Below are 24,292 nucleotides of genomic sequence, written 5' to 3' on the forward strand. Positions count from 1 at the left end.
ATACATGCAGCGCAGGTTGAGGTAGATTACGCACCCACAGGGGGGAGGTTCGGCCAATGCACCAAGGCCGGCCACCAAGGAATGGAGTCTTGCTTTGAATCAACCGCCACCGCTCAGCCGTCCGGTCTACATCCCCAACCATCTGGTCTGGGCGATCCTGACGACGCTGTTCTGCTGCCTGCCGTTGGGCGTGGTGTCGATCGTCTATGCCTCCCAGGTCGATGGCCGCCGCGCGGCCGGCGACCTGCCGGGGGCCTACAGCGCGTCGCGCAAGGCGGGCTGGTGGGCGGTGGCTTCGGCCGTGGCCCTGCCGGTCCTGTTGCTGTTGTGGTTCGGGCTGTTCGGCGGCTTGGCCGTACTGGGCGCTCTTTCCGACCAATGATTCACCACCACCACCCATCAAGGAGCTTGAACCCATGAATACCGCCACTCCGCAGGTCCCGAACAATCTGGTCTGGGCCATCCTGAGCACCCTGTTCTGCTGCCTGCCGGCCGGCATCGTGTCGATCGTCTACGCCGCCCAGGTCAACGGCAAGCTGGCCGCTGGCGACATCGCCGGTGCCCAGGAATCCTCGGCCAAGGCCAAGAAGTGGGCCATCTGGTCGGCCATTGCCGCCGTCGTGGTCGGCGTGCTGTACGGCATCCTGATCGTCGCTCTCGGCGGCATGGGTGCGATGAGCAACAGCGGCTACTGATCCGCGTGGACGGATCCGGCGCCTGCGCCGGATCCGTTGCTGCATGTCCGCACTGCCCACCCGATCCCGACTGGCCCGCTGGGCACCGCTGCTGGCCGCCACCGGCCTGGCCGCCGGTGCCGCGCTGGTGCTGCGCAACGTCAATCCGTATGTCGCCGGCAATCCCTTGCCGAGCTGCCCGCTGTACGCGCTGACCGGCCTGTACTGCCCGGGCTGTGGCAGCACCCGCTGCCTGTATTCGCTGGTCCATTTCGACCTGCCCGGCGCGATGGCGATGAACCCGCTGCTGGTCATCAGCCTGCCCTTCCTGCTGCTGATGCTGCTGAACGTCGCCGGCATCCGTCCGCGCCTGCTGGACCCGCTGATGCGGGTGCTGGCCAATCCCACGTTCTGGCTCTGGGTACTGCCCGGGTATGCGCTGCTGCGTAACCTGCCATGGGCACCGTTTACCGCGCTGGCACCGGTCTAGGTTTCCAGCCAACGGCGCAGCCCCTCGTGGTGGGCGAGTGCATTGATACGGGATCTGGCCGGGCGGGTGGGCCGCGCAGGGGCCGCTGCAAGTACCCCGCCGGGGCCCAGCCCAGCCGCTGGCGGCTGTGCGTTCGGTCGCTCGCGAAGCAGTGCTTCGCAAGCAAAGCGCCCTCACCCATGTAAGCTCGGTCGCCGCATCCATGCGGCTCACGCCCCTGCGCAGCCCACCCGCCCGGCCTCTGACAGTTTCCGTGTGCGTCCACCACGGAAAAGAAAAAGAAGATCAAAAGCGAAAGCGGATCGCTTCGCTGCGCTCGCTCGGAGCCGAGCATGGCTCGGCTCTACAGAACATCCGTCATCGGGAAACTGTCGGGGGTGGGGCGGTGTGGGGCTGCAGGACCGTTGGCGCCATGGATGGCGCCATCGAGCCCCCAGGGAGGGGTTTACGGCGTGTCCTGCAGCCCCACACCGCCCCGCCCAACCCTCAGCAACCCAGAGCCGCTTTGGCTTTGGCGTTGGCCTCTGCAGGTGCAGGGCTGCAAGCCCTGCCAGAACACCTACGTCACCCAGCCTGCAATCACCAGCAACGCGAGGATCGCCAGCCACAGCAGCAGCATCCGCCACACCAGGCTCATCGCATCACGCAGGTCCGGCAGCCGCTGCCACACCGGCAACAGCCCCGCCTCGGTGTAATCGTGCGCGTCCTCGCGCAGCTCGGCGTTGACGCTGGCCCGCGCCACCGCGCCCAGAAACCCGATGGTGCCGACCAGGCGTTCGCCATGGGCCTGGCGCCAGGCCTTCCACGCCGTATCGAAGTTGCCGACCAGCGCCATCGAGAACGCCATCAGCTGCGCTACCGGCCACTCGATCCAGCCCAGCAGGCGCTGGGCCAGCGCCAGCGGCTCCACCGGCACGCGTGCACGCATCGGGCTTTCCGCCATCAGCGCCAGCAAGCGGTAGCCCAACGCACCGGCCGGGCCCAGCAGCAGGAACCAGAACAGCACCGCGAACCAGCGACGCAGCGCATTGAGCAAGGTCGCTTCGACCAGCGACGGCACGTCTTCGCGCAGGCTGCCACCGGCGGCCTGCAGGTTGCGCACGGCCGCCTGTCGTGTCGCCGCATCATCCGCGTCGATGATCGCTTCGATATCCCGATCCAGGTCGCGTGGCCCCCAGCACCAGGCGAGCACGCCCACCCCCAGCAGCAGCGACGGCAGGCCGAACAGCACTCCGCGCAGCAGCCACGCCAGCAGCCCCATCAGCAGCAGCGGCGGCAGCAGCGCCAGCGCCACTCCAGCCGGTCCCTGCCAGGCCTTGCCACCACGCGCATCCAGCCAGCCCAGCCAGCGCCGGAAGCCGTCGAAACGGCGCATCGAGGCGGCAGCGGCCGGGGCAACGTGGCCCAGGGCCAGCGCCACCAGCACGGCGGCCAGAGTGGTGAACATGGCAGGTCTCCCTACGAAACAGAACGCTCGGCGCCGCTACCTTACCTGTCGCAGCGGTGCCCTCGCGGGTGAACCGGACTGTAACCCGGGCCGTGTTCAGGTGGCGGCAATACAGCTGCCACGATCGGCCCGGCCGAAACGCCGGCTCAGCCTCGCTGCTGGCGGTACCAGTGTTCGATCAGGCTCCGCGAAATCGAGATCGGTGGCGACAGGCGGATGCCCTGGCCGTCGTCCTCCACATCGCGCGCCAACGCGGCGCCGACCTCGTCGGCACTGAACCAGCGCGCGTCTTCCAGCTCGCCATCCACGGTCGGCAGGTCGTCATGCGCCTGTGCACGGAAGCCGACCATCAGCGCGCCGGGGAACGGCCACGGCTGCGAACCGAGGTACTGGCAGGCGGTCACCCGCACCTTGCTCTCCTCATGGACTTCGCGCACCACGGTCTGCTCGAAGGTCTCGCCAGGTTCGACGAAGCCGGCCAGCACCGAGTAACGGCGCGGGGCCCAGTTCGACTGTCGGCCCAGCAGCAGCCGGCCCTGGTTTTCCACGGCGACGATCACCGCCGGATCGACGCGCGGATAGTGTTCGGTGGAACACTGCGCGCAACGGCCGACGAAGCCGCCACGGGCAAACGCCACCGCGCCGCCGCATACGCCGCAGAAGCGGGTGCGCGAGTGCCAGTAGGACATGCCACGGGCATAGCTGAAAGCGGTGGCATCGGCCATCGGCCACAACAACGCAGCCTGGCGCAGATCCAGTCGGCGTGGCGCGCTCACGGTGACATTGGTGGCTTCGACCGAGAACCATGCCTGATCACCGCGAAGCCCCAGGAAAACTGCGGCGCCCGGGCCACCGCCGACGTCGGCGCCGGTCAGCGCCAGCGGCTGGTCGTCATCGCCGGTGAAGGCGCTGCCATCGTGATCGAGGACGAGGATGCGCGCGCCCGGCCACAGGCGCGCCAGTGCATCGGCATCTTCGCGCAGGGCATCGGCGCGCTCCAACGGTTCGCCAACGAAGGCAAAACCGGAAAGCGGCGAAGGAGTATTGGGCATCCGCCAAGCGTGCCGCCAATCGATGCAGGTGGCAAGCCGCAGGCTTTGCGGAAACCGCCTGTGGGTGTGGAGCTTGCTCCACACACCTTGTCGCGCGGGACACAGGCCCCGCGCCCTGCTTACATGCTGAAACTGCTGCCGCAGCCGCAGGTGGTCTTTGCGTTCGGGTTGCGGATCACGAACTGGGCACCCGTCAGGCTCTCGGTGTAATCCACCTCCGCGCCCATCAGGTACTGCAGGCTCAGCGGGTCGACCAGCAGGGTCACACCGCTGGTCTGTACCGCCAGGTCATCCTCGGCACGGTTCTCGTCGAACTCGAACCCGTACTGGAAGCCCGAACAGCCGCCTCCCTCGATGTACACACGCAGGGCCAGGTCGGGGTTGCCCTCTTCCTGGATCAGGGATTTGACCTTGGCGGCCGCCGACTCGGTGAAGTTCAGCGGGCGCTCCAGCGATTGGTAATCGGGCGCGGCAACCGGGGTGGCGCCGGGCAGGGAGACTAGCGTGCTCATGCTGCCAGCATGGGGGTGCCGACGACGGCTTTCAAGCCATCGCCTCGGCCAGCTTGCGACGCGCGGCGGTATCGCCCTTGCCATCATGGGCGTCTTCGCCTTCCGGCGCCGGCAAGGCTGCCATCGGGGCGCTGGCATGGATCAGGCGGCCGTTCAGCTGCGCGCCCGCGTTCATCTCCACCACCTGGTAATGGACGTTGCCATTGACCCGTGCGCTCGGGGTCAACTCGACCTTCTCGGTAGCGTGTACATCGCCGTCCAGGCGGCCACTGATGACCACCACCTGGGCCCGGATCTCACCTTCGATCACGCCGTGCTCGGCAACCGTCAGGGTCGCACCACTGGCGCCTTCGGCGGCGATCACCTTGCCGTGGATGCGGCCTTCCACATACAGGCCACCACTGAATTCCACATCACCGCGGATCACCACCTGGTTGCCGATCAGGGCATCCACCACCAGCTGGCCTTCACGGTTGGATTTGCTGCTTCCGAACATCTGCCTACTCCCCTTTGCTGGCCGGCGCACCGGCCTGTTTCCAGTCGAATACCTGGGTGGTACCCCCCGTACCACTCCCCAATGTCACCCGCACGCGTTGCGGGGTGAAGTCAGCCGGCAGCATCACGCTGCCGGTGAGCTGCTGGAAGTACCGGAACGAGTAGTCCTGTCCCGGCACCTTGCTGCGCTGGTGCAGATCATCCCAGCTGATCGTGGCCAACTTGCCGTTCTTCACGCCTTCCACGGTGAAGCGCATCTGCCCCTGGCTGATGGCCCCGCGGTTGAGGTTCTGGGTCAGCACGGCGGTGTACTGCCAGGTGCCGGCCGCTTCCGGGCTGAACTCGATCGAATGGGTGTTCAGGCCCTTGCGCTGGCTGGTCGAGCCGACCAGCCGCTCATAGAAGGCAACATCGGCGCGCAGCCCGGCGATTTCCTCATCGCGCTCGGCCAGCGAGGACTGCACCTCGGTATTGGCGGCACGGCTGATGCGGTCGGAGGCTTCCAGCGTGGCCTGCTTCTGGCGCAGCTCGGTCAGCTGTGCCTGCAGCGTCTCGGCACGCTTCTCGGCGGCCTGCAGGCGCTGGCCCTGGGCATCGCGCGGGGTGGCCATCCAGCAGCCGCCAAGCACCGCCAGCACCAGGCTGAGCAGCCAGATGCCGCCGATCACCAGCAGGCGGCGACGGTCGGCAGGCGGTTGCGGCGCGCCGGGCAGGCGGACCTGCACGCGCATGGGAGGACGGTTGGTCATGGGTGGTTTCCGGGGTATCGCAAGGGCGACACCGGTACGGCCCCTGTGGCAAACGACGGGCTAGTGTATGACAGGACGGGTGGGTTTCCTGCGCAGTGGCCGGCCACGGTCTGTGGCGTTCAGGCACGCCATCGTCGATAGTGTGGCCCCCTGCACAGTTCCGTCGCCGGAGCACCGCCATGACCGAAGCCCACCTGTTCGTGATCGGCATCCTGCTGGCCTGGCTGGCCGGTATCCGCGTCTACCTCACCGTGTTCGGTGTCGGCCTGGCCGGGCTGCTTGGCTGGGTCGACCTGCCCCCCGCCCTGCAGGCCACCGAATCCTGGTGGGTGCTGGGCACCTCGGCGACGCTGGCGGTGGCCGAGTTCTTCGCCGACAAGATCCCTGGCGTGGATTCGGTGTGGGACCTGGTGCAGACGCTCGCGCGCGTACCCGCCGGCGCATTCCTTGCGGCGGCCACGCTGTCGCCGGATGGCCAGCTGGGCACCGGTGCGCTCGCCGCCGGTGCCGGCGTCGCCCTGGCCAGCCATGGCCTGAAGGCCGGTACCCGCGCCCTGCTCAACACCTCGCCGGAACCGGCCAGCAACTGGGTCGCCTCTGCGGCCGAAGACACCGTCGTGATCGGTGGCCTGGCCCTCGCCCTGGCACACCCGTGGATCGCGCTGATCGTGGTGCTGGCCTGCAGCCTGGCCGGTGCGCTGCTGGTGTGGCTGGTCTGGCGCGCCCTGTGGAAGGGCGTGCGCTGGCTGGCGCGCGGTGCATCGGCAGCACCGCCAGGGCACACCGGTACCGGCTGAGCGCCGGGCTTGTCGCATAATGGACGCGAACACCAGGAGCACCGATGGCCGCAAACGAATCCCCCGCGGGCGCCCGCCCGGGACGCGCTGAAACCCCTCCGGCTGACCATTGGCAACGCTGGGCCCCCGAGACGGCACCTCCGGCCGTGGACCCACCGATGGCGGCGACCCCATCTCCTGTCGCGGCCGATGCGTCCACGCCGGCCAACAGCGCGCCGCCGCCGCTGCCCGGCCCGGTCGCACTGGCCGACGCCGGCAACAACGATCTGGCCCCGTCGCCATCGGACTCGCCCTACCGCGTGCTGATCGTTGAAGACGATCGCGCGCAGGCCCTGTTCGCGCAGAGCGTGCTGCACGGCGCCGGCATGCAGGCGATCGTCCACAACGATGCCGATGCCGCGCTGCAGGCCATCAAGGAGCACCGCCCCGACCTGATCCTGATGGATCTTCATCTGCCCGGCCTGGACGGCATGCGCCTGACCGCGCTGATCCGCCAGCAGCCCGGCCTGCAGCTGCTTCCGATCGTGTTCCTCAGCGGTGATCCGGATCCGGAGCGCCAGTTCGAAGTCCTCGACAGCGGCGCGGACGACTACCTGAGCAAGCCGATCCGGCCCCGCCACCTGATCGCAGCGGTGGCCAACCGCATCCGCCGCGCACGAGCCCAGGCCGCCACCCTCCCCGGCGCCACCGGTGCACCGGCCACCAGCAATCCGGAAACCGGCCTGCCGACGCGCCACCACGTGCTGCAGCAGCTCAACACCGCACTCGCCCACCGCGATCAGGGCGGCGTGTTCTTCATCGAAGTGGCCAGCGCGCTGGGCCTGCGCGAACGCTATGGCTATGCCGCGTTTGAACGGCTGATGGTGCAGGCCGGGCAGCGCCTGGCCGAAGCCGGCCATCCGCACCTGCTGGCACGCCTGAACGACAACAGTTTCCTGCTGCTGGCCCGCAGCGCCGACGAGGACGCCCTTGACAGCATCGCTGCCAGCCTGCGCGAGCAGCTGTCGGCACGTGCCTTCGTGATCCGCGACGACGAATCCGTGCACCTGCGCGGCGTAGTCGGCTATGCACCGCTGTCACCGGGCTTCGACGATGCCAGCAGTGCGTTGGAAGCCGTCGAGCGCACCACCCTGCAGGCGCGCCTGCTCAGCGCCGGCGTGGCCGGCCATGTGCACCGCCAGGCAGTCACCGAACAGGAACACCTGGCGCTGCTGGAAGGACAGCTGGAACTGGCCTATCAGCCGATCGTCGCTGTTGCCGGCGGCAACACCGCGCAGTACCAGTTGCTGTTGCGCCTTCGCCAGGCCGACGGCACCGTGCTGGCGGCCGGGCAGGTGATCCCGGCCGCGGAAGCCGCGGGCCGCATCGCCGATCTCGACCAGCAGGTGATGGACCACGCGCTGGGGCTGCTGGACCTGTACCGCCACGCGACGCAGCCAATGAACCTGTTCGTCTCGCAGTCGCTGCGCACCCTGCAGCGCGACGCCTTCGCCGACTGGCTGCTGGAATCACTGCAGCAGCGTGACCTGCCGGGCAGTGCATTGGTGATCGACGTGCGCCTGCCGGACGCACTGATCCACACCGTGCCGCTGCAGCAGTTCTGCCAGCGCATGGCCAGTGTCGGGGTGCGCTTCTGCCTGAGCCAGTTCGAACCCAGCGGCGAGGCCGATGCCCTGCTGAACCAGCTGCCGCTGTCGTTCGTGCGCATGGCTGCGCGCTTTTCCAGCAGCCATGCCAATCCGGCCATGCGCGAGGAGCTGCGCAAGGCGATCGATCAGGCCCATGCCGCCGGGCTGCAGATCATCGGCCAGCAGATCGAGGATCCGCAGGCTGCGGCGGCGATGTGGGTCGGCGGCGTCGACTACATCCAGGGCAACATGGTGCAGTCGGCCGGCAGCGACCTGAACTTCGACTTCCACAACGCGGTGCTCTGACGTGCCGCTGTGGGGCGTGCTGCTGGTTGCCCTCGCCGCGGCCACCATCGCGCTGATGGTGCTGGGCCTGCGGCTTCGTGCGCGCGACCGTGCGCTGGCGCAGCTGCAGCGCACGCACGGCGCGCTGGCCGCTGAACGGGACCAGCTACGCCATACCACTGAACGCCAGGGCCAGCTGGAACAACAGCTGCTGCAGGCCAAGCAGGCCGCCGAGGCGGCCGTGCTGGCCAAGGGCGAGTTCCTGGCCACGATGAGCCACGAGATCCGCACCCCGCTCAATGGCATCCTGCCGATGCTGGAGCTGATCGCACGCGGGCCACTGGGCGAGGACCAGCGGCAGATGCTGGCCACCGCCTCGGCCAGCTCGCAGCAGCTGCTGCGCATCGTCGACGACATCCTCGACTACTCCCGGCTGGAAGCACAGGCGCTGGAGCTGGAAATCACCAGCTTCAACCTCCGCGATCTGCTCGATGGCGTGGTGCAGCTGATGCAGCGCGCCGCCGACGCCAAGGGCCTGGCACTGGGCCTGCAGCTGGATCCATCGGTGCGCCTGCCGGTGCGCGGCGACCCGGTGCGCCTGCGCCAGGTGCTGAGCAACCTGCTGGCCAATGCGATCAAGTTCACCGCCCGCGGCCAGGTGCAGCTGCGTGTGCTGCGCCTGGGCGAAGGTGCCGCGCAGCACCAGCTGCGCTTCGAGATCATCGATACCGGCATCGGCATCGACGACACGCTGCAGGCACGCCTGTTCCAGTCTTTCAGCCAGGCCGACGCATCCACCACGCGCATCTACGGCGGCACCGGTCTGGGCCTGGCCATCTGCAAGCGCATCATCGACCTGATGCATGGGCGTATCGGTGTGCAGTCCACGCCCGGCCAGGGTGCTACGTTCTGGTTCGAGATCCCGCTGCTGAAGGTTCCTGGCGACCTGCCAGCGATGACGCGCGCGCCGGCACCGCTGCTGCTGTTCAGTGCCGATGCAACGCTGCAGGCACGCATCGAGCGCGTCGCTGCCCACCATGGACTGCAGGTGCAGGTGCTGGCGCAACTGGACAGCGTGGTCGAGCGCCTGCGCGCTCCGGCGCGGCCCGGAAAACCGGCACCCGCCTGGCTGCTGGTCGATGCGCGCGCACGCCGCAATGGCGAGGCCACGCTGCAGCTTGCACTGGGAGAACGCGGCGACGACGATGCACTGCAGGTACTGTGGCTGCAGGAGGATGCGATTGCGCAACGCCCCCGCCAGCGCCAGCTGCCCTCCCACTTCGACGACGCCGCCCTGCATGCACTGCTGGCGGCACCGGTCGCCTCTGCCCGCCCCGCTGCGCTGCTGGCCAGCGCGGAACACGAGCAACCGGCTGCCACGCTGCCGCCGCTGCATCTGCGCGTGCTGGTGGTGGAGGACAATACGGTGAACCGGATGGTGGCCGAGCAGCTGCTGCGGGTGTTCCAGTGCGAGGTGCGCAACGCCGCCGATGGCGAACAGGCCCTGGCCGCCCTTCGCGAAGGCGGGATGGACATCGTGCTGATGGATTGCCAGATGCCGGTGCTGGACGGCTACGCCGCCACGCGCCGCTGGCGCGCCGAAGAAGCGGAAACCGGGCGTGCGCGACTGCCGATCATCGCGATGACCGCCAATGCGATGGCCGGCGACCGCGAGCGCTGCCTGCAGGCCGGCATGGACGATTACCTGTCCAAGCCGATCGCGCGCGCAACGCTGCATGCGCTGCTGCAGCGCTGGGGTGGCGGTAAAGCGGCATCACCTGCACGGCCTTCTGTAGAGCCGGGCCATGCCCGGCTGACGGCCAACTGCAGTCGCACGCCATCAGCCGAGCATGGCTCGGCTCTACCGAATCCGGAAAAGCAGGTGGCGCCAGCACCACAACCGGTGCTCGACCGCGATGTGCTGGATGAACTGCACGCGGTGATCGGCGATGCTGCCACCCAGATCGTCACGGTGTTTCTTGAAGATGTGCCGGCGATGGTGCAGCAGTTGCAGCTGGCCGCGCGGAACAGCGATGAACCGCGCATGCAGGCCGTCGCGCACAGCCTGAAATCATCAAGCGCGAACGTGGGAGCGTTGTCGCTGTCGGCGATCGCGCAGCGGATCGAGCACGAAGCCCGTAGTGGCAGCCTGCAGCGCCCCGCAGTGGCGGTGGCGCTGCTGGTTGCGGAATTCGCCCGGGCGCGCGTTGCACTGACGGGCTACCTGGCACAGCATCGCGCCGGCCAGGACCGCTGATTCACTCTTCCAGCTTGCTCAGCAGGTACTTCGGCTCGCCGATGCGCTCGATCAGGTCGAGCTGGGTTTCCAGCCAGTCGATGTGTTCTTCCTCCGAGTCGAGGATCTTCACGAACAGCTGGCGGCTGACGTAGTCACCCACCGAATCGGAATAGGCCACGGCCTCGCGCAGGGTGACCACGCCATCGCGTTCCAGCGACAGGTCGCACTGCAGGATCTCGGTCGGGTTCTCGCCGATGCGCAGCTTGCCCAGCGCCTGGAAGTTCGGCAGGCCTTCAAGGAACAGGATGCGGTCGGCGAGCATGTCGGCATGCTTCATCTCGTCGATCGATTCCTTGTACTCATGTTCGGCCAGTTCCTTGATGCCCCAGTTCTTCAGCATCTTGGCGTGCAGGAAGTACTGGTTGATCGCGGTCAGCTCGTTGTAGAGGACCTTGTTGAGGAATTCGATGACCTTGGTGTCGCCCTTCATGGGGATGCTCCTGCACGCTGAAAACGCAGGCACTGTAACGCCTTGCGTGCGGTGGTGAAGGAACGCGAATCGTGCGCATTGGCCTGCGCGGTTGCAGGTGAAGGACGCGAAAGCGCGGCGTCAACAGGCCGCGAGGAAACGATCAGGCGACCTGGGCGAGGCCCAATACCGGCAGCGGCAGATCGTGCGTCGCGCGTGCCTTGGCCAGCAGGTCGCCGGCCATGTCCAGGCACGAACCGCAGGTGGCACCGCAACCGGTACGCATGGTCAGTTCGGCCACCGTGCTGACGCCATGGCTGGCGGCTTCGCGGATCTGGTGGTCGGTGACTCCGTTGCAGATGCAGACGTACACAGGCGGGAACCGGGCTGACAGGCCAGAAGCGGCCTGTTGCGTATTCCAATGGAAACGAGAATGGTTGTCAATCAGAGACCTGAACCATTCTCGATACCGTTCAGAGTCGGATTGACCGGCCCGGCGGGCAGCCAGGTCCTGGTGGAAACAGCCGGCGGGGGACGCGTCGTGACGGATCGGCCCACAGCCTGCGTGGCCTCCCATTCAAACCGCCCCGGACTCCCCCTTGGCCTTGCGCGGCCAGTAGCCGCCGCGCTTGGGCGTGCGCTTCCGGGGCCTGTCGTGGCCGGCTGCGTGGCCCGGCATCCAGGCCTCGGCGGCACTCTTGGGCATGGCGCTGACGCCCTGCCCGGCCACCCCACGCGCCAACGGCGCCAGGTGTCGCAGCGCGCGCGCATAGACGCCACGCTTGAACATCACCACGTGCTCCACCGGGTACCAGAAGTCCACCCACCGCCAGTGGTCGAACTCGGGCGAGTCGGTATGGTCCAGCTGCACATGCGATTCATCGCCGGTCAGGCGCAGCAGGAACCAGACCTGCTTCTGGCCGATGCAGACCTGCCGCTCATTGCGGCGGATGGCCCGTGCCGGCAGCTTGTAGCGCAGCCAGCCGGGCGTCGCCCCGAGCACTTCCACGTGCTCAGGCAGCAGGCCGGTCTCTTCCTGCAGTTCACGATACATGGCCTCGACAGGCGTCTCGTCGGTGTTCATGCCGCCCTGCGGGAACTGCCAGCCGTCCCGGCGCACGCGTCGTGCCCAGAACACCTGGCCGTCCTGCCGCATCAGCACGATGCCGACGTTCGGTCGATAGCCGTCCGGATCGATCACGATGCGGACTCCTAAGAAAATCTACTGGTCGGGACTATCCCATGCCCTCTGTCGGCCCACAAGCACGGCACAAAAGTGTTGACAGGGCCGATACACATCCGCAGAATAGCGGGCTCACCAAGGCTATGTAGCTCAGCCGGTTAGAGCACAGCACTCATAATGCTGGGGTCGGTGGTTCGAGTCCACCCATAGCCACCACATTGAAAATCAAGTTGTTTTTCAGTGTGAAAAGTGAGAAAATAGCTGCACGTTTTGCCCCGTCGCCAAGCGGTAAGGCACCTGACTCTGACTCAGGCATTCGGTGGTTCGAATCCATCCGGGGCAGCCAAATTAAAAGCAAAAGGCCAGATCGAAAGATCTGGCCTTTTGCTTTTAATTTGGTCGCGCATTCCACCTTATCCCCGCGCCTGTCGGCGCGCCCCCTTGAACAACAAGGGGACTCTTCTCCAGAGAGAGGCCCGGGGTCGGATCCTTTTCCAAAGGAAAGGGCTCTGACCCCACCCCTTCCGAGATGCGAAACCATGGGTAGTGCCGGCCGCTGGCCGGCAACCCGGAAATGCATCCCCCCGAAACGACAAAAGCCCGGCCGAAGCCGGGCTTTTGCTTTCCCATCCAGCGGGCTCCCGAAGGAGCCCAACCAGGCGCGGTAGATCAGCGCTTGGAGAACTGGGTGGCGCGGCGGGCCTTGTGCAGACCAACCTTCTTACGCTCGACTTCACGGGCGTCACGGGTCATGAAGCCAGCCTTGCGCAGCTCGGACTTCAGGGTTTCGTCGTACTCGACCAGAGCACGGGCGATGCCCAGACGGATCGCACCGGCCTGGCCGGTGGTGCCGCCGCCAGCGGCGGTGACCAGGATGTCAAAGCTTTCGGTGTTCTTGGTCAGCTCGAGCGGCTGGCGCACGATCATGCGCGCAGTCTCACGACCGAAGAACTCGTCCAGCGGACGGCCATTGACGGTGATGTTGCCCGAACCCTTGCGCAGGAACACGCGAGCGGTGGAGGACTTGCGGCGGCCAGTGCCGTAGTTTTGAGTGATAGCCATGATTAGATATCCAGAACCTGCGGCTGCTGTGCGGCGTGCGGATGCTCAGTGCCGGCGTAGACCTTGAGCTTGCGGTACATCTGGCGACCCAGCGGGCCCTTCGGCAGCATGCCCTTCACGGCGATCTCGATCACGCGCTCCGGGTGGCGCTCCAGCGCCTGTGCCAAGGATTCGGTCTTCAGGTTGCCGATGTAACCGGTGAAACGGTGATACATCTTGTCCTGCAGCTTCTTGCCGGTGACGGCAATCTTTTCTGCATTGATGACGACCAGGTAGTCGCCGGTATCAACGTGCGGGGTGTAGACCGGCTTGTGCTTGCCGCGCAGACGGCGGGCCAGCTCGGTGGCGAGACGGCCCAGGGTCTTGCCCTCGGCGTCGACGAGGTACCAGTCGCGCTGGACGGTCTCGTTCTTGGCAGTGAAAGTGCTCATGAAGAACTCTAGGTTAGGTCGGGCTCATTGCGGCGAAAGGCTCACCGGAACTCTGCCACGCGTTGTGAAAAGGTGAAGCGTAAGAGGCGGGATTGTACGCAGGTCAGACCCCCGTTGCAAGCCGGCCCCTGACCGGGTTGGCAGGGGGACGGGGCCGGGCGAGAATCGCGGGGTCTTCCGCCCCACCGTGTACCGCCATGACCGTGCTCCGCCAGATCACCCCGCTGGACCACCTGCTGACCGAGGCGCAGCGCGCCCTGGACACGGTGTTCGGCAACCCGCCGGCGGCCCGTCCCTACCCGGCTGCGGACACCGACGAGCCGGGCATGGACAGCACTGAACGCCGCCATGCGGCCGGGCTGATGCGGATCAACCATGTCGGCGAGGTCTGCGCGCAGGGCCTGTACTTCGGCCAGGCCGCCGTGGCCCGCGACCCGGCCACGCGTGAACACCTGCTGGAAGCGGCCCAGGAAGAGACCGACCACCTGGCCTGGTGCGCCACCCGCCTGGGCGAACTGGACAGCCGTCCGAGCCTGTTCAACCCGCTCTGGTATGCCGGCAGCTACACCATCGGCACCCTGGCCGGGCTGCGTGGCGACGGCTGGAACCTGGGCTTCGTGGTCGAAACCGAGCGCCAGGTGGAAGCCCATCTGGACGAACACCTGGTCGACCTGCCGGCCAGCGACCTGCGCAGCCGCGCGGTCATCCAGGTGATGAAGGAAGACGAAGCCCGCCATGCGGAGCACGCCGAGCAGGCCGGCGCACGCCGCCTGCCGTTCCCGATCCCGGGCGTGATGGCGCTGGCCTCCAGGGTGATGAAGACCATCGCCTACCGCATTTGAAGGGTCGCCCGCACCAACGGTGCGGGCCTACCAGGAGGTGCGGGGGGCGACGGTGGGGCCCGACCGTTGGTCGGGCCATCAATCAGTTGGGCGACACCAGCTTCAAGCCGATCACGCCGGCCACGATCAGGCCCACGCAGGCCAGGCGGGCCGGCGACGCACTGTCATTGAACAGGTAGATGCCGAGCACAGCCACGCCCATGGCACCGATGCCGGTCCAGATCGCATAGGCGGTGCCGACCGGGATGCTCTTCATCGCCTGGCTCATCAGGTACAGGCTGATCAGGGCCGATACCACCGTGGCAACGGTGGGCAGGGGTTTGCTGAAGCCTTCGGAGTACTTCATTCCGAGGGCGAAACCGATCTCGAACAGGCCGGCCAGCAGCAGGTAGATCCAGGGCATGGGTGGGGGCTCCTTACCTTTCTTGAGAAAAACGAAACGGCCCGGTGTTTTCACACCGGGCCGTGGGTCGGTACATCACCGTGGAACTGTAACGCGTGCGGGGCACTGGTTCCACGGGGCGGGTCGTCCCGCCTGGGTGGCGATGCCTGCGGGCATCGCACATGGGGCTTACTCGGACAGGTTCCGGCCGTGGAACAGCTCTTCGATCTCGCGCTTGAGCAGCGCTTCGATCTTCATGCGTTCCTTGAACGACAGGTTCTTGGCCTTTTCCTCGAACAGGTACTGGTCCAGGTCGAAGTCCTTCAGGTGCATCTTCGTGTGGAAGATGTTCTCCTGATAGACGTTGACGTCAAACATCTCGTAACGCGACTTGATGTTCTTGGCCAGGAAGTTCTGGATCGAGTTGATCTTGTGGTCGATGAAGTGCTTCTTGCCCTTCACATCGCGGGTGAAGCCACGGACGCGGTAGTCCATGATCACGATGTCCGACTCGAGGCTCTCGATCAGGTAGTTCAGGGCCTTCAGCGGGGAAATGACGCCACAGGTGGCCACGTCGATGTCCGCGCGGAACGTGGCGATACCTTCCTGCGGATGGGTTTCCGGGTAGGTATGGACCGTGATGTGGCTCTTGTCCATGTGCGCGACCACGGCGTCGGAGATCAGCTCCTTGCCGGCCAGCTTCTTGTCGATCACCGGTTCTTCGGAGATCAGGATGGTCACCGAGGCACCCTGCGGATCGTAGTCCTGGCGGGCCACGTTCAGGATGTTGGCGCCGATGATCTCGGCGACATCGGTCAAGATCTGAGTCAGCCTGTCGGCGTTGTACTCTTCATCGATGTATTCAATGTAACGCTGACGCTCCTCTTCGGTGCGCGCGTAACACACGTCATAGATGTTGAAGCTCAGCGCCTTGGTGAGGTTGTTGAAACCCTGCAGCCTCAGGCGAGGCAACGGCTTGACCACGGCGGTCGATTCCTGTGTAAGAAGGGAAAGGGGGAATTATGGGGCAAACTGCCCCCGGGGGGAACGTGAAGACGCAAGAGTTCTGGCACACTGTTTGCCCTTAACAATTGCGCTGGTTAAGCTCCGCTATCGACCCCGTGAATCCGTTCATGCGCAGAGGGAGCGCTCCTATCGTGTCAACCGTGCGCCTAGCTAGCAGTCCACTGGCCCTGGATATCGCCACAATCGATCGTTTCCTGGCGCACAGCCACAGGCGGCGATATCCCACCCGTACCGACGTCTTCCGGCCCGGAGACCCGGCGGGAACCCTGTATTACGTCATCAGCGGCTCGGTTTCGATCATGGCCGAGGAAGATGACGATCGCGAGCTTGTGCTGGGCTACTTCGGTGCCGGCGAGTTCGTCGGCGAGATGGGCCTGTTCGTCGAATCGGACCGCCGCGAGGTGATCCTGCGGACCCGTACCGCCTGCGAGCTGGCTGAAATCAGCTACGAGCGCCTGCATCAGCTTTTCCTCGGCCCGCTGTCGGCCGATGCCCCGCGCCTGCTGTATGCGCTGGGCCAGCAGATTTCCAAGCGCCTGCTCGACACCAGCCGCAAGGCCAGCCGCCTGGCATTCCTGGACGTTACCGACCGGATCGTGCGCACCCTGCACGACCTGGCGCAGGAACCGGAGGCGATGAGCCACCCGCAGGGCAGCCAGCTGCGCGTCTCGCGACAGGAACTGGCGCGACTGGTCGGCTGCTCGCGCGAAATGGCCGGCCGCGTGCTGAAGAAGCTGCAGACCGACGGCCTGCTGCATGCCCGCGGCAAGACCGTGGTGCTGTACGGCACCCGTTGATTGCAAGGCAACCCAACGCTGCCGAGCCATCCTGTAGAGCCGAGCCGACGCTCGGCTGCGGTACGTCAAAGGCAGCCGCGCAAGGGCTCGGCTCTACACGGCCCCTGCGCGGCCCGCTGGGCTAGGCTCGGTACATGGAGCTGAGCAGCGAATTCTGGTGGTTCATCCTCATCGGCCTCGGCGCACAGCTGGTGGACGGTGCATTGGGCATGGCGTTCGGCCTGGTGTCCTCGTCGGTGATGCTGAGCATGGGCCTGCCCCCGGCACAGGTCAGCGCCAGCATCCACACCGCAGAAGTGTTCACCACGGGCGCCTCGGGGGTGTCGCACCTCGCAGCCGGAAATGTCGATAAACGCCTGTTCCTGCGCCTGGCCCTGCCCGGCGCAGTGGGCGGTGCCGTGGGCGCGTACGTGCTCACGCAGGTCCCGGGCGAGATCATCCGGCCACTGATCTACCTGTACCTGCTGGTGCTGGCGATCCTCATCCTGGCCCGCGCCGCTGGGCGCTGGATGCCCAAGGGCGAGATACGCCGGGTGCCGGTGCTGGGCTTCTTCGCCGGCCTGCTCGACGCCAGTGGCGGCGGTGGCTGGGGGCCGATCGCGACGTCCACCCTGCTCGCCCGCGGCGGCCAGGCGCGCACCACCATCGGAACAGTCAACGCAGCCGAGTTCGTGGTCACGTTGACGGTGTCAGCGACCTTCCTGTTGTCGATGGGCGTGCAGCATCTGCAGATCGTCGCCGGCCTGCTGATCGGCGGCATGATGGCCGCGCCGGTGGCGGCGATCCTGGTCAAGCGGGTGAAGGAGCGCTGGGTGCTGGTGGCCGTCGGCGTGCTGGTGCTGGGCATCAGCCTGTTCCAGATCGGGCATGCGGTGTACGGGCACCTCTACCGCTGAAGCATCCCCTGTAGAGCCGAGCCATCCTCGGCTGAGGACGCACGGATCCCGCAACGAAGAGCAGCCGAGCATGGCTCGGCTCTACAACAGGCGCGGGTCAGGCCTTGTCGCCGCCGCGATCCACGCATCCCCAGTTGAGGATGCGGGTGCCGGCCGGCAGCACGCGGCGGAAGAACGCCACCCGCCCCGGCTTCGGGTTCACCACCACCGGCGCCTTGGCCGCCAGCAGCAGCGGAAGGTCGGCGGTGCTGTCGGAATAGGCGATATCGATGTCGCCATAGCCGCGTTCGCGCAGCATGCGCATCTTCTCTTCGTTGTGGCAGTGACGGGTGGGACCGACGCCGCCCAGCCGCGGGCCGACCTCGGTGCCGATCACCGGCACATCCTGATGGGCGACGAAGGCCAGGATCGCGCGGGCCAGCTCCGGCGGCGCGCCGGTGGCAACCACCACGCGATCGCCCTTGGCGCGGTGCGCGGCGAACACCTCCAGCGCCTGCGGCAGCAGCTTGGCGCGCATCTGCGCCTGGTTGCGCAGCACGTAGGCGTCGATCACCTTGTTGAAATCGCGCGCACGGTGCAGGCCGAAGCTGCCGATCCACACATAGACCGAGATGCCCGCGCGACGGGTCGGCAGCATCGCCACCATCGGCCCGGCAATCGGCGTGACCAGCAGCGCCGCCAGCATGCGCAACGGGTTGCGCTTGATCAGCGAGGCGAACAGGTGGGTACCCGAATCGCCGTCGTAGAGGGTGTGGTCGAAGTCGAAGACCACCAGCGGCGCATCCTCGCGCGGCGTCGGATAGTGCGTTGTCATGTTGCGAAGAATAGCTGACGCAGGCCCTCGCCCGGCTCTTCCACGCGCATGAAGGCCTCGCCGACCAGGAAGGCATGGATGCCTGCATCGCGCATCAGCGCCACGTCCTGCGGGCCGAGAATGCCGCTCTCGGTGACCAGCAGGCGGTCACGCGGCACCGCCTGCTGCATGTCCAGCGTGGTCTGCAGCGACACCTCGAAGGTGCGCAGGTTGCGGTTGTTGATGCCGATCATCGGCGCCGGCACCTGCAGGGCACGCTCCAGCTCGTCGATGTCGTGCACTTCCACCAGCACGTCCATGCCCAGCGACAACGCCAGTTCGGACAGCGTGGCCAGCTGGGTGTCGTCCAGCGCGGCGACGATCAGCAGGATGCAGTCGGCGCCCAGCACGCGCGCCTCGTACACCTGGTAGGCGTCGATCACGAAGTCCTTGCGCAGCACCGGCAGCGTGCAGGCTTCACGGGCCTGCTGCAGGTAGGTATCGGCGCCCTGGAAGAAGTCCACGTCGGTCAACACCGACAGGCAGCTGGCACCACCGAACTCGTAGCTGACCGCGATATCGGCCGGCCGGAAATCGGGGCGGATGACGCCCTTGGACGGGCTGGCCTTCTTCACCTCGGCAATCACCGCCGGGTCGCCGTTGGCCACGGCCGCCTGCAACGCGCGTACGAAGCCACGTACCGGCGGGGCGCTGGCCACGGCGGCCTGCAGCGCCTCGAGCGGGCGCTGGGCGCGGCGCTGGGCCACTTCTTCGGCCTTGCGGGCCAGGATCGTCTGCAGGATGTCGCTCATCGTCTTCGATTCGGTGCGGGGGCGCTGAGGACGGCCATTATCGGCCATCGACGGGGTCAGGCTGAACCGCGCGCTCAGGCAACCAGCGCGCGGGTGGTCTCCACATACTGTTGCAGGCGCTGGCGGGCGCTGCCATTGGCGATGGCAGCACGGGCACGGGCCAGGCCATCACCGATGTCGCTGGCCACGCCGGCCACGTACAGCGCGGCGCCGGCATTGAGCGCGACGATGTCCAGCGCCGGGCCGGGCTCGTTGTCCAGCACCGCGCGCAGCATCTGGATGGACTGCTCCGGGCTGTCCACGCGCAGGTTGCGGCTGGCCGACATGGCGATGCCGAAGTCCTCCGGGTGGATCTCGTACTCGCGCACCTTGCCGTCGCGCAACTCGCCCACCAGGGTGCCGGCGCCCAGCGAGATCTCATCCATGTTGTCGCGGCCCCAGACCACCATGGCGCGCTCGGTGCCCAGCTCGCGCAGCACGCGCGCCTGGATACCCACCAGATCAGGATGGAACACGCCCATCAGCACCGACGGCGCGCTGGCGGGGTTGGTCAGCGGACCGAGGATGTTGAAGATGGTGCGCACCCCCATCTCGCGCCGGACCGGCGCGACCACCTTCATCGACGGATGATGGATCGGCGCGAACATGAAGCCGATGCCGGTCTGCTCGATGGCAGCGGCCACCTGCGCTGGCTGCAGCTCGATGGCCGCGCCCAGCGTCTCGACCGCATCGGCGCTGCCGGACTTGGACGACACGCTGCGGTTGCCATGCTTGGCCACGCGCGCACCGGCCGCAGCCGCCACGAACATCGCGCAGGTGGAGATGTTGAAGGTGTGCGAGCCATCGCCACCGGTGCCGACGATGTCGACCAGGTGGGTGCTGTCGGCCACCGGCACCGCCAGCGCGAATTCGCGCATGACCGTGGCGGCGGCGGCGATCTCGTCGATGGTTTCCTTCTTCACCCGCAGACCGGTGAGGATGGCGGCGGTCATCATCGGCGAGACATCGCCGCGCATGATCTGCCGCATCAGGTCGACCATCTCGTCGAAGAAGATCTCGCGGTGCTCGATGGTGCGTTGCAGGGCTTCCTGGGGGGAGAAGCTCATGGGAATGCTCCTTGGATCAGGCCGCCGGACGCTGCAGGAAATTGCGCAGCAGGGCGTGGCCGTGTTCGGTGAGGATGGATTCGGGGTGGAACTGCACGCCTTCCACCGGGAACTGGCGGTGGCGCAGGCCCATGATCTCTTCGATCGAGCCGTCCTCGTTCTCGGTCCAGGCGGTCACTTCCAGGCAGTCCGGCAGACTGTTCTTGTCCACCACCAGCGAGTGGTAGCGGGTGGCCTGGTAGCGGTCCGGCAGGCCGGCGAACACGCCCTTTCCTTCATGGCGGATCGGCGAGGTCTTGCCATGCATGATGTTGCCGGCGCGGATCACGGTGCCGCCGTAGACCTGGCCGATGCCCTGATGGCCCAGGCACACGCCGAGGATCGGCGTGGTCGGGCCCAGCCGCTGGATCAGCTCCAGCGACACGCCTGCTTCGTTGGGCGTGCACGGGCCGGGCGAAATGACAATGCGCTCGGGCTTCTGCGCGGCGATCTCGTCCACGCTCATCGCATCGTTGCGCACCACCTTCACCTCGGCGCCCAGCGTCTGCAGGTACTGCACGAGGTTGTAGGTGAAGCTGTCGTAGTTGTCGATCATCCACAACATGGTCAGGTTCCGTCGCTTATCAGGAAAATGGCGTACACGTTTTCGGTGTAGGTGATGGGGCCGGCTTCGACCGACTCGGGCAGGCGGGAGCCCGTGGTCTCGATGCTGTTCATCGGTGCCTCGGGCGCGGGCGGCGAAGGCGGCGTCACCAGATCCCCACTGCTCGGCCAACTGCCGGCCTGGATGCCATAAGCAAAGTTCGGCGCTACGTCGGAAATGCTGTACAGGCCGCGCAGCCGGGTGCCGTAGGCCTTGGCCAGGCCCTGCGCGGACTCGCGGGTCTGGGCCGCCGCCTCACCCTTGAGTTCGCGGCGCAGCGCCACTTCACCCGAATAGGTTGGCGCCAGGCTGCTGACCTGTACGTTCTCGTCGGCCTTCAACGCCCCCAGCACATCCTGCATCGCCTTCACGCTGGCGAAGCTGGCGCGCAGCTGGCGCGACACGCGGGTACCGATGAAGACCTGCCGGTTCTGCTCATAGCGCGTCGCAGGACCGATCCGCAGGTTGTCCGCGCGCACGCTGCCTTCCACCGCCTTGTGCTGCTTGAACAGTGCCAGCACGCGGGCAACGTTGTCCTGCACGCGGCGCCGCGCGGCGTCGGCATCCATGTCGGTCTCTTCGATGTTCAACTGCAGGCCGAACCGGTCCGGCATCACCACCCGACGCGCCTCGCCCTTCACCAGCAGGTGCGGCTGCGACGGAATGGTATTGGCCTGCGCCCACGCAGACGGGGCCATCGTGGCCAGCAGCGACGACCACAGCAATGCGCTCAGCAGCTTCATGCGGTACTCCTTGTCTTCAATGGGAACAGCGGAAGATGCCGCGGCGCAGGCCACGGCACGGGGAGCGTCACAGGCCCTTGGCGGCCTGGGCGACGGCGCGGAACAGCGCACGGCCCTTGTTCATCGTCTCGTCCCATTCCTTGTCCGGGTCCGAGTCGTAGACGATGCCGGCGCCGGCCTGCACGTACAGGCGGCCATCCTTGATGACCGCAGTGCGGATCGCGATCGCGGTATCGGCATCGCCGTGCCAGCCGATGTAGCCGATGCTGCCGGCGTAGACGTTGCGCTTGATCGGCTCCAGTTCGCGGATCACTTCCAGCGCGCGGATCTTTGGCGCGCCGCTGACGGTGCCGGCCGGGAAGGTGGCGCGCAGCACGTCGGCATAGCTCAGGCCCGGCTGCAGTTGGCCGGTCACTTCGCTGACGATGTGCATGACATGGCTGTAGCGTTCGATCACGAACTGCTCGCCCACTTCCACGGTACCGGCCCTGGAGACGCGCCCGGCATCGTTGCGGCCGAGGTCGATCAGCATCAGGTGCTCGGCGCGTTCCTTGGGGTCGGCCAGCAGCTCGGCTTCCAGTGCCAGGTCCAGCTCGGGCGTGGCGCCACGCGGGCGGGTGCCGGCGATCGGGCGCACGGTGACTTCGCCATCCTGCAGACGCACCAGGATTTCCGGCGACGAGCCGACCACCTGCAGGTCGCCGACATCCAGGAAGTACATGTACGGCGACGGGTTCAGTGCACGCAGCGCGCGGTACACATCCACCGGGCGCGCCTTGAACGGCACGCTCAGGCGCTGGCTGAGCACCACCTGGAAGATGTCACCGGCGCGGATGTATTCCTTGCTGCGCTGGACCGCATCGACGAAGCCTTCGCGGGTAAAACCGGAGACGAAATCGGACTCGTCCAGCACATCACTGTTGAGCGGGGCGGGATAACCGGCGCCCGGTGCGCGCAGCTTGACGGTCAGTGCATCCAGGCGCGCCTGCGCCTGCTCGAAGGCGCCCTCGACCCGGGGGTCGGCATGCACGATCAGGTACAGCCGGCCCTTGAGATTGTCGAACACCGCCAGCTCATTGGAGTCCAGCAGCAGGATGTCCGGGGTGCCCAGTTCATCACGGCCGGCCGGCGGCGCCAGGCGCGGTTCGATGTAGCCGATGCATTCGAAACCGAACCAGCCGACCAGGCCACCGGTGAAGCCCGGCAGGCCGTCCAGCTTGGGCACCGAGTGAGCACTGCGCAGCGCCTCGACCTCGGCGAACGGGTCGGCCACCTCGCGGGTTTCCACCATCTGGCCGTCTTCGCGCACGGTCAGCGTGTGGCCGTGGAAGGCATACACGCGGCGCGCCGGCAGGCCGATGATCGAGTAACGACCAAAGCGCTCGCCGCCTTCGACGGATTCAAACAGGTAGGTATTGGGGCCGTCGGCGAGCTTCAGATAGACCGAGAGCGGCGTGTCCAGGTCGGACAGCACTTCGCGGACGACGGGAATGTGGGTGTGGCCTTCAGCGGCCTGCTGCTGAAACTGAGCGTGCGAGTTCAAGACGACTTTCCTTCCGGGACACAGCGTTATGGGGGCGGACGACGGCAACGGGCCACCATCGCCACCAACGGCGTGCGGAAGAAAGAGTATGCGGGGTCGTCAGGCTGGACACCCCTTGACTGTATCGCAGCTTGGACGGCAGGGGAACCCCGGGAGACTGAACCACGGGACGCCCGCAGCGGCCACGGGGACCGATGACTCTACCCCTGCCCGTCCAGCAACGGGCAACCGACCGGCAGGTGCATCCGCACCCTGCCCGGCACGCACTCGACGCGGAAGTGACGGGCCTGCACCGGTTCGCCGTCCAGGTTGAGCGTCAACGGACGCTCGGATTCCACCTGCAGCCACGGCAACCGCGCGCGCGTGGCGAGTTGTTCCAGTGCGGCCTGGGTGCCCGCCTTCAGCATATGGCCAAGGGTGGCGGTGACCTCGCCTTCCAGCTCCGGCAGCACCGTGACATCCAGTAGCCCATCATCGATCAGTGCCTGCGGGCACAGCTGCTGGCCACCGCCGGCCTGCCGGCCATTGCCAATGCCGAGCGCGATGAAGTCACCTTCCCAGGCGAAGTCCGGGCCGGACAGCCGCGCGGCGATCGGCTCGATGCGGCCCAGCTTGGCGATGCCGGTGATCACGTAGGCCAGCCCACCGAGCATCTTCTTCAAGCCGGCATCGGTCTCCACCGTCACCTGCGTGCCGAAGCCACCACTGGCGAGGTTGGCGCACCACCAGGGCGTGCCATCGGCATCCACGCGCAACAGGTCGATGGGCCGTGCCGGCACCTGGCCGATCAGCGCGAGGGCATCGGCGGGCTCGGTGGGAATGCCTGCCGACGTGGCGAAATCGTTGGCGGTCCCCATCGGGACCAGCGCCAGCGAGGGCAGCGCATCTGCCAGCTCCTCACGATGCGCCAGTGTCTCGGCCACCGCACTGAGCGTGCCATCGCCACCGGCGGCCACGATCACATCCACGCCATGATCGATCGCCTCGGCGACATAGCGCTCGGCGTCACCGTCCTCCCAGGTCACCCGCACTTCCAGCTGCACGCCCTGTCCGCGCCAATGGCCGACGGCGTCGCGCAACTCATCGTTGCCGGCGGATTTGCCGTTGAGGATCAGGCGCCAGCGCGGGGTGGTCATGCAGAGCTTCCAGGGATGCGGTGGCACAGGCTAGCAACGCGCTGTTTGCCCGCGGTGAAT

Annotated in this window: 28 protein-coding genes and 2 tRNA genes; 11 read left to right on the plus strand and 19 right to left on the minus strand. The window is 66.9% G+C overall.

The genetic code is table 11. The annotated features are described in order from the left end of the window. The first annotated feature begins 94 nt into the window (after positions 1-94). Genes AB839_RS02705 through AB839_RS02715 form a run of 3 tightly spaced genes read left to right on the plus strand, consistent with a single transcriptional unit; the run spans position 95 to position 1,164 of the window. Entirely contained in the window at positions 95-382 is a 288-nt protein-coding gene (locus tag AB839_RS02705) for a CD225/dispanin family protein (RefSeq protein WP_005419784.1), read from the plus strand. Positions 383-416: 34 nt separating this feature from the next. After that, on the plus strand, positions 417-695 hold the full coding sequence (locus AB839_RS02710) for a CD225/dispanin family protein (protein WP_005419785.1): 279 nt from the start codon (positions 417-419) through the stop codon (positions 693-695). Positions 696-738: 43 nt separating this feature from the next. Continuing rightward, complete coding sequence (locus tag AB839_RS02715) at positions 739-1,164, plus strand: DUF2752 domain-containing protein (protein ID WP_005419786.1); 426 nt, start codon at positions 739-741, stop codon at positions 1,162-1,164. A gap of 559 nt (positions 1,165-1,723) precedes the next feature. On the opposite strand, the gene ampE is transcribed toward AB839_RS02715, so the two are convergent. The 5 genes from ampE to AB839_RS02740 form a co-directional block, all read right to left on the minus strand. Further along, positions 1,724-2,611, minus strand: coding sequence for a regulatory signaling modulator protein AmpE (ampE, locus tag AB839_RS02720; protein ID WP_061478192.1), 888 nt, complete (start codon positions 2,609-2,611; stop codon positions 1,724-1,726). A 146-nt stretch (positions 2,612-2,757) separates the two neighbouring features. Continuing rightward, on the minus strand, positions 2,758-3,663 hold the full coding sequence (gene nudC / locus AB839_RS02725; protein ID WP_061478193.1) for an NAD(+) diphosphatase: 906 nt from the start codon (positions 3,661-3,663) through the stop codon (positions 2,758-2,760). Between the two features lie 119 nt (positions 3,664-3,782). Continuing rightward, positions 3,783-4,175: an iron-sulfur cluster insertion protein ErpA gene (gene erpA, locus AB839_RS02730; RefSeq protein ID WP_005419789.1), complete on the minus strand. Its 393-nt coding sequence runs from the start codon at positions 4,173-4,175 to the stop codon at positions 3,783-3,785. A 31-nt stretch (positions 4,176-4,206) separates the two neighbouring features. Next, positions 4,207-4,671, minus strand: coding sequence for a polymer-forming cytoskeletal protein (locus tag AB839_RS02735; protein ID WP_053497672.1), 465 nt, complete (start codon positions 4,669-4,671; stop codon positions 4,207-4,209). A 4-nt stretch (positions 4,672-4,675) separates the two neighbouring features. Beyond that, the gene (locus AB839_RS02740) at positions 4,676-5,419 is read right to left on the minus strand and encodes a DUF6776 family protein (protein ID WP_005411304.1); all 744 of its coding nucleotides are present in this window, start codon (positions 5,417-5,419) and stop codon (positions 4,676-4,678) included. Between the two features lie 179 nt (positions 5,420-5,598). On the opposite strand from AB839_RS02740, the gene AB839_RS02745 reads away from it, so the two are divergent. From AB839_RS02745 to AB839_RS02755, 3 genes are read left to right on the plus strand one after another with little or no spacing between them, the layout of a single operon-like run. Further along, on the plus strand, positions 5,599-6,216 hold the full coding sequence (locus AB839_RS02745) for a DUF4126 domain-containing protein (protein WP_061478194.1): 618 nt from the start codon (positions 5,599-5,601) through the stop codon (positions 6,214-6,216). Positions 6,217-6,260: 44 nt separating this feature from the next. Continuing rightward, on the plus strand, positions 6,261-8,150 hold the full coding sequence (locus AB839_RS02750; RefSeq protein ID WP_061478195.1) for an EAL domain-containing protein: 1,890 nt from the start codon (positions 6,261-6,263) through the stop codon (positions 8,148-8,150). A gap of 1 nt (position 8,151) precedes the next feature. After that, a complete protein-coding gene (locus AB839_RS02755) occupies positions 8,152-10,386 on the plus strand; it encodes an ATP-binding protein (RefSeq protein ID WP_061478196.1) in 2,235 nt (744 codons plus the stop codon). Between the two features lies 1 nt (position 10,387). Here AB839_RS02755 and bfr read toward each other — a convergent pair whose 3' ends face one another. The 3 genes from bfr to AB839_RS02770 form a co-directional block, all read right to left on the minus strand. Beyond that, on the minus strand, positions 10,388-10,858 hold the full coding sequence (bfr, locus tag AB839_RS02760) for a bacterioferritin (RefSeq protein WP_005419804.1): 471 nt from the start codon (positions 10,856-10,858) through the stop codon (positions 10,388-10,390). Positions 10,859-11,000: 142 nt separating this feature from the next. After that, positions 11,001-11,210, minus strand: coding sequence for a bacterioferritin-associated ferredoxin (locus tag AB839_RS02765; protein ID WP_005411309.1), 210 nt, complete (start codon positions 11,208-11,210; stop codon positions 11,001-11,003). 204 nt (positions 11,211-11,414) lie between these two features. Continuing rightward, positions 11,415-12,038: an RNA pyrophosphohydrolase gene (locus AB839_RS02770; RefSeq protein ID WP_005419809.1), complete on the minus strand. Its 624-nt coding sequence runs from the start codon at positions 12,036-12,038 to the stop codon at positions 11,415-11,417. A gap of 121 nt (positions 12,039-12,159) precedes the next feature. Here AB839_RS02770 and AB839_RS02775 point away from each other — a divergent pair. Both AB839_RS02775 and AB839_RS02780 read left to right on the plus strand, forming a co-directional pair. Next, positions 12,160-12,236 (plus strand) — tRNA-Met (locus AB839_RS02775). Positions 12,237-12,291: 55 nt separating this feature from the next. Next, positions 12,292-12,366, plus strand: a tRNA-Gln gene (locus AB839_RS02780). Positions 12,367-12,689: 323 nt separating this feature from the next. On the opposite strand, the gene rpsI is transcribed toward AB839_RS02780, so the two are convergent. Beyond that, positions 12,690-13,082 (minus strand): 30S ribosomal protein S9, encoded by a 393-nt coding sequence (rpsI, locus tag AB839_RS02785; RefSeq protein ID WP_005411311.1) that lies wholly within the window; start codon positions 13,080-13,082, stop codon positions 12,690-12,692. A gap of 2 nt (positions 13,083-13,084) precedes the next feature. After that, positions 13,085-13,513: a 50S ribosomal protein L13 gene (gene rplM / locus AB839_RS02790; RefSeq protein WP_005414692.1), complete on the minus strand. Its 429-nt coding sequence runs from the start codon at positions 13,511-13,513 to the stop codon at positions 13,085-13,087. Between the two features lie 197 nt (positions 13,514-13,710). Here rplM and coq7 point away from each other — a divergent pair, with 197 nt between their 5' ends. Continuing rightward, a complete protein-coding gene (gene coq7 / locus AB839_RS02795; RefSeq protein ID WP_053443613.1) occupies positions 13,711-14,355 on the plus strand; it encodes a 2-polyprenyl-3-methyl-6-methoxy-1,4-benzoquinone monooxygenase in 645 nt (214 codons plus the stop codon). Positions 14,356-14,437: 82 nt separating this feature from the next. On the opposite strand, the gene sugE is transcribed toward coq7, so the two are convergent. Both sugE and speD read right to left on the minus strand, forming a co-directional pair. Continuing rightward, on the minus strand, positions 14,438-14,758 hold the full coding sequence (gene sugE / locus AB839_RS02800; protein ID WP_005419816.1) for a quaternary ammonium compound efflux SMR transporter SugE: 321 nt from the start codon (positions 14,756-14,758) through the stop codon (positions 14,438-14,440). Between the two features lie 168 nt (positions 14,759-14,926). Continuing rightward, positions 14,927-15,721: an adenosylmethionine decarboxylase gene (speD, locus tag AB839_RS02805; RefSeq protein ID WP_005411315.1), complete on the minus strand. Its 795-nt coding sequence runs from the start codon at positions 15,719-15,721 to the stop codon at positions 14,927-14,929. A gap of 149 nt (positions 15,722-15,870) precedes the next feature. On the opposite strand from speD, the gene crp reads away from it, so the two are divergent. Both crp and AB839_RS02815 read left to right on the plus strand, forming a co-directional pair. Further along, a complete protein-coding gene (crp, locus tag AB839_RS02810) occupies positions 15,871-16,560 on the plus strand; it encodes a cAMP-activated global transcriptional regulator CRP (RefSeq protein WP_010482649.1) in 690 nt (229 codons plus the stop codon). Between the two features lie 134 nt (positions 16,561-16,694). Further along, a complete protein-coding gene (locus AB839_RS02815) occupies positions 16,695-17,456 on the plus strand; it encodes a sulfite exporter TauE/SafE family protein (protein ID WP_061478197.1) in 762 nt (253 codons plus the stop codon). Between the two features lie 97 nt (positions 17,457-17,553). On the opposite strand, the gene AB839_RS02820 is transcribed toward AB839_RS02815, so the two are convergent. The 7 genes from AB839_RS02820 to yegS all read right to left on the minus strand — a co-directional run bounded on the left by AB839_RS02820 (position 17,554) and on the right by yegS (position 24,232). Then, entirely contained in the window at positions 17,554-18,270 is a 717-nt protein-coding gene (locus tag AB839_RS02820; protein WP_005419826.1) for a haloacid dehalogenase-like hydrolase, read from the minus strand. Beyond that, positions 18,267-19,061 (minus strand): indole-3-glycerol phosphate synthase TrpC, encoded by a 795-nt coding sequence (gene trpC / locus AB839_RS02825; RefSeq protein ID WP_061478198.1) that lies wholly within the window; start codon positions 19,059-19,061, stop codon positions 18,267-18,269. The genes AB839_RS02820 and trpC overlap by 4 nt, the downstream gene beginning before the upstream one ends. Positions 19,062-19,135: 74 nt before the next feature. Then, positions 19,136-20,167, minus strand: coding sequence for an anthranilate phosphoribosyltransferase (gene trpD, locus AB839_RS02830; RefSeq protein WP_061478199.1), 1,032 nt, complete (start codon positions 20,165-20,167; stop codon positions 19,136-19,138). A 16-nt stretch (positions 20,168-20,183) separates the two neighbouring features. After that, complete coding sequence (locus tag AB839_RS02835) at positions 20,184-20,771, minus strand: aminodeoxychorismate/anthranilate synthase component II (RefSeq protein ID WP_005419831.1); 588 nt, start codon at positions 20,769-20,771, stop codon at positions 20,184-20,186. Between the two features lie 2 nt (positions 20,772-20,773). Continuing rightward, the gene (locus AB839_RS02840; RefSeq protein WP_061478200.1) at positions 20,774-21,553 is read right to left on the minus strand and encodes an SIMPL domain-containing protein; all 780 of its coding nucleotides are present in this window, start codon (positions 21,551-21,553) and stop codon (positions 20,774-20,776) included. A gap of 67 nt (positions 21,554-21,620) precedes the next feature. After that, positions 21,621-23,096: an anthranilate synthase component I gene (gene trpE, locus AB839_RS02845; RefSeq protein WP_061478201.1), complete on the minus strand. Its 1,476-nt coding sequence runs from the start codon at positions 23,094-23,096 to the stop codon at positions 21,621-21,623. Positions 23,097-23,296: 200 nt separating this feature from the next. Continuing rightward, positions 23,297-24,232, minus strand: coding sequence for a lipid kinase YegS (gene yegS / locus AB839_RS02850; protein ID WP_061478202.1), 936 nt, complete (start codon positions 24,230-24,232; stop codon positions 23,297-23,299). Positions 24,233-24,292 lie beyond the last annotated feature (60 nt).

Origin of the sequence: Stenotrophomonas sp. DDT-1, from assembly GCF_001580555.1 — a bacterium.
GTDB classification, from domain to species: domain Bacteria; phylum Pseudomonadota; class Gammaproteobacteria; order Xanthomonadales; family Xanthomonadaceae; genus Stenotrophomonas; species Stenotrophomonas sepilia.

What these genes read in the sequence shown, in the direction of transcription:
- AB839_RS02710 (WP_005419785.1), top strand. Translation starts at nt 417, where the DNA reads ATGAATACCGCCACTCCGCAGGTCCCGAACAATCTGGTCTGGGCCATC.
- sugE (WP_005419816.1), bottom strand. Translation starts at nt 14,758, where the DNA reads ATGCCCTGGATCTACCTGCTGCTGGCCGGCCTGTTCGAGATCGGTTTC.
- AB839_RS02740 (WP_005411304.1), bottom strand. Translation starts at nt 5,419, where the DNA reads ATGACCAACCGTCCTCCCATGCGCGTGCAGGTCCGCCTGCCCGGCGCG.
- AB839_RS02835 (WP_005419831.1), bottom strand. Translation starts at nt 20,771, where the DNA reads ATGTTGTGGATGATCGACAACTACGACAGCTTCACCTACAACCTCGTG.
- AB839_RS02750 (WP_061478195.1), top strand. Translation starts at nt 6,261, where the DNA reads ATGGCCGCAAACGAATCCCCCGCGGGCGCCCGCCCGGGACGCGCTGAA.
- trpD (WP_061478199.1), bottom strand. Translation starts at nt 20,167, where the DNA reads ATGAGCTTCTCCCCCCAGGAAGCCCTGCAACGCACCATCGAGCACCGC.
- AB839_RS02735 (WP_053497672.1), bottom strand. Translation starts at nt 4,671, where the DNA reads ATGTTCGGAAGCAGCAAATCCAACCGTGAAGGCCAGCTGGTGGTGGAT.
- rplM (WP_005414692.1), bottom strand. Translation starts at nt 13,513, where the DNA reads ATGAGCACTTTCACTGCCAAGAACGAGACCGTCCAGCGCGACTGGTAC.
- AB839_RS02840 (WP_061478200.1), bottom strand. Translation starts at nt 21,553, where the DNA reads ATGAAGCTGCTGAGCGCATTGCTGTGGTCGTCGCTGCTGGCCACGATG.
- AB839_RS02745 (WP_061478194.1), top strand. Translation starts at nt 5,599, where the DNA reads ATGACCGAAGCCCACCTGTTCGTGATCGGCATCCTGCTGGCCTGGCTG.
- AB839_RS02715 (WP_005419786.1), top strand. Translation starts at nt 739, where the DNA reads ATGTCCGCACTGCCCACCCGATCCCGACTGGCCCGCTGGGCACCGCTG.
- bfr (WP_005419804.1), bottom strand. Translation starts at nt 10,858, where the DNA reads ATGAAGGGCGACACCAAGGTCATCGAATTCCTCAACAAGGTCCTCTAC.
- erpA (WP_005419789.1), bottom strand. Translation starts at nt 4,175, where the DNA reads ATGAGCACGCTAGTCTCCCTGCCCGGCGCCACCCCGGTTGCCGCGCCC.
- nudC (WP_061478193.1), bottom strand. Translation starts at nt 3,663, where the DNA reads ATGCCCAATACTCCTTCGCCGCTTTCCGGTTTTGCCTTCGTTGGCGAA.
- ampE (WP_061478192.1), bottom strand. Translation starts at nt 2,611, where the DNA reads ATGTTCACCACTCTGGCCGCCGTGCTGGTGGCGCTGGCCCTGGGCCAC.
- coq7 (WP_053443613.1), top strand. Translation starts at nt 13,711, where the DNA reads ATGACCGTGCTCCGCCAGATCACCCCGCTGGACCACCTGCTGACCGAG.
- trpC (WP_061478198.1), bottom strand. Translation starts at nt 19,061, where the DNA reads ATGAGCGACATCCTGCAGACGATCCTGGCCCGCAAGGCCGAAGAAGTG.
- AB839_RS02815 (WP_061478197.1), top strand. Translation starts at nt 16,695, where the DNA reads ATGGAGCTGAGCAGCGAATTCTGGTGGTTCATCCTCATCGGCCTCGGC.
- crp (WP_010482649.1), top strand. Translation starts at nt 15,871, where the DNA reads ATGCGCAGAGGGAGCGCTCCTATCGTGTCAACCGTGCGCCTAGCTAGC.
- AB839_RS02820 (WP_005419826.1), bottom strand. Translation starts at nt 18,270, where the DNA reads ATGACAACGCACTATCCGACGCCGCGCGAGGATGCGCCGCTGGTGGTC.
- rpsI (WP_005411311.1), bottom strand. Translation starts at nt 13,082, where the DNA reads ATGGCTATCACTCAAAACTACGGCACTGGCCGCCGCAAGTCCTCCACC.
- yegS (WP_061478202.1), bottom strand. Translation starts at nt 24,232, where the DNA reads ATGACCACCCCGCGCTGGCGCCTGATCCTCAACGGCAAATCCGCCGGC.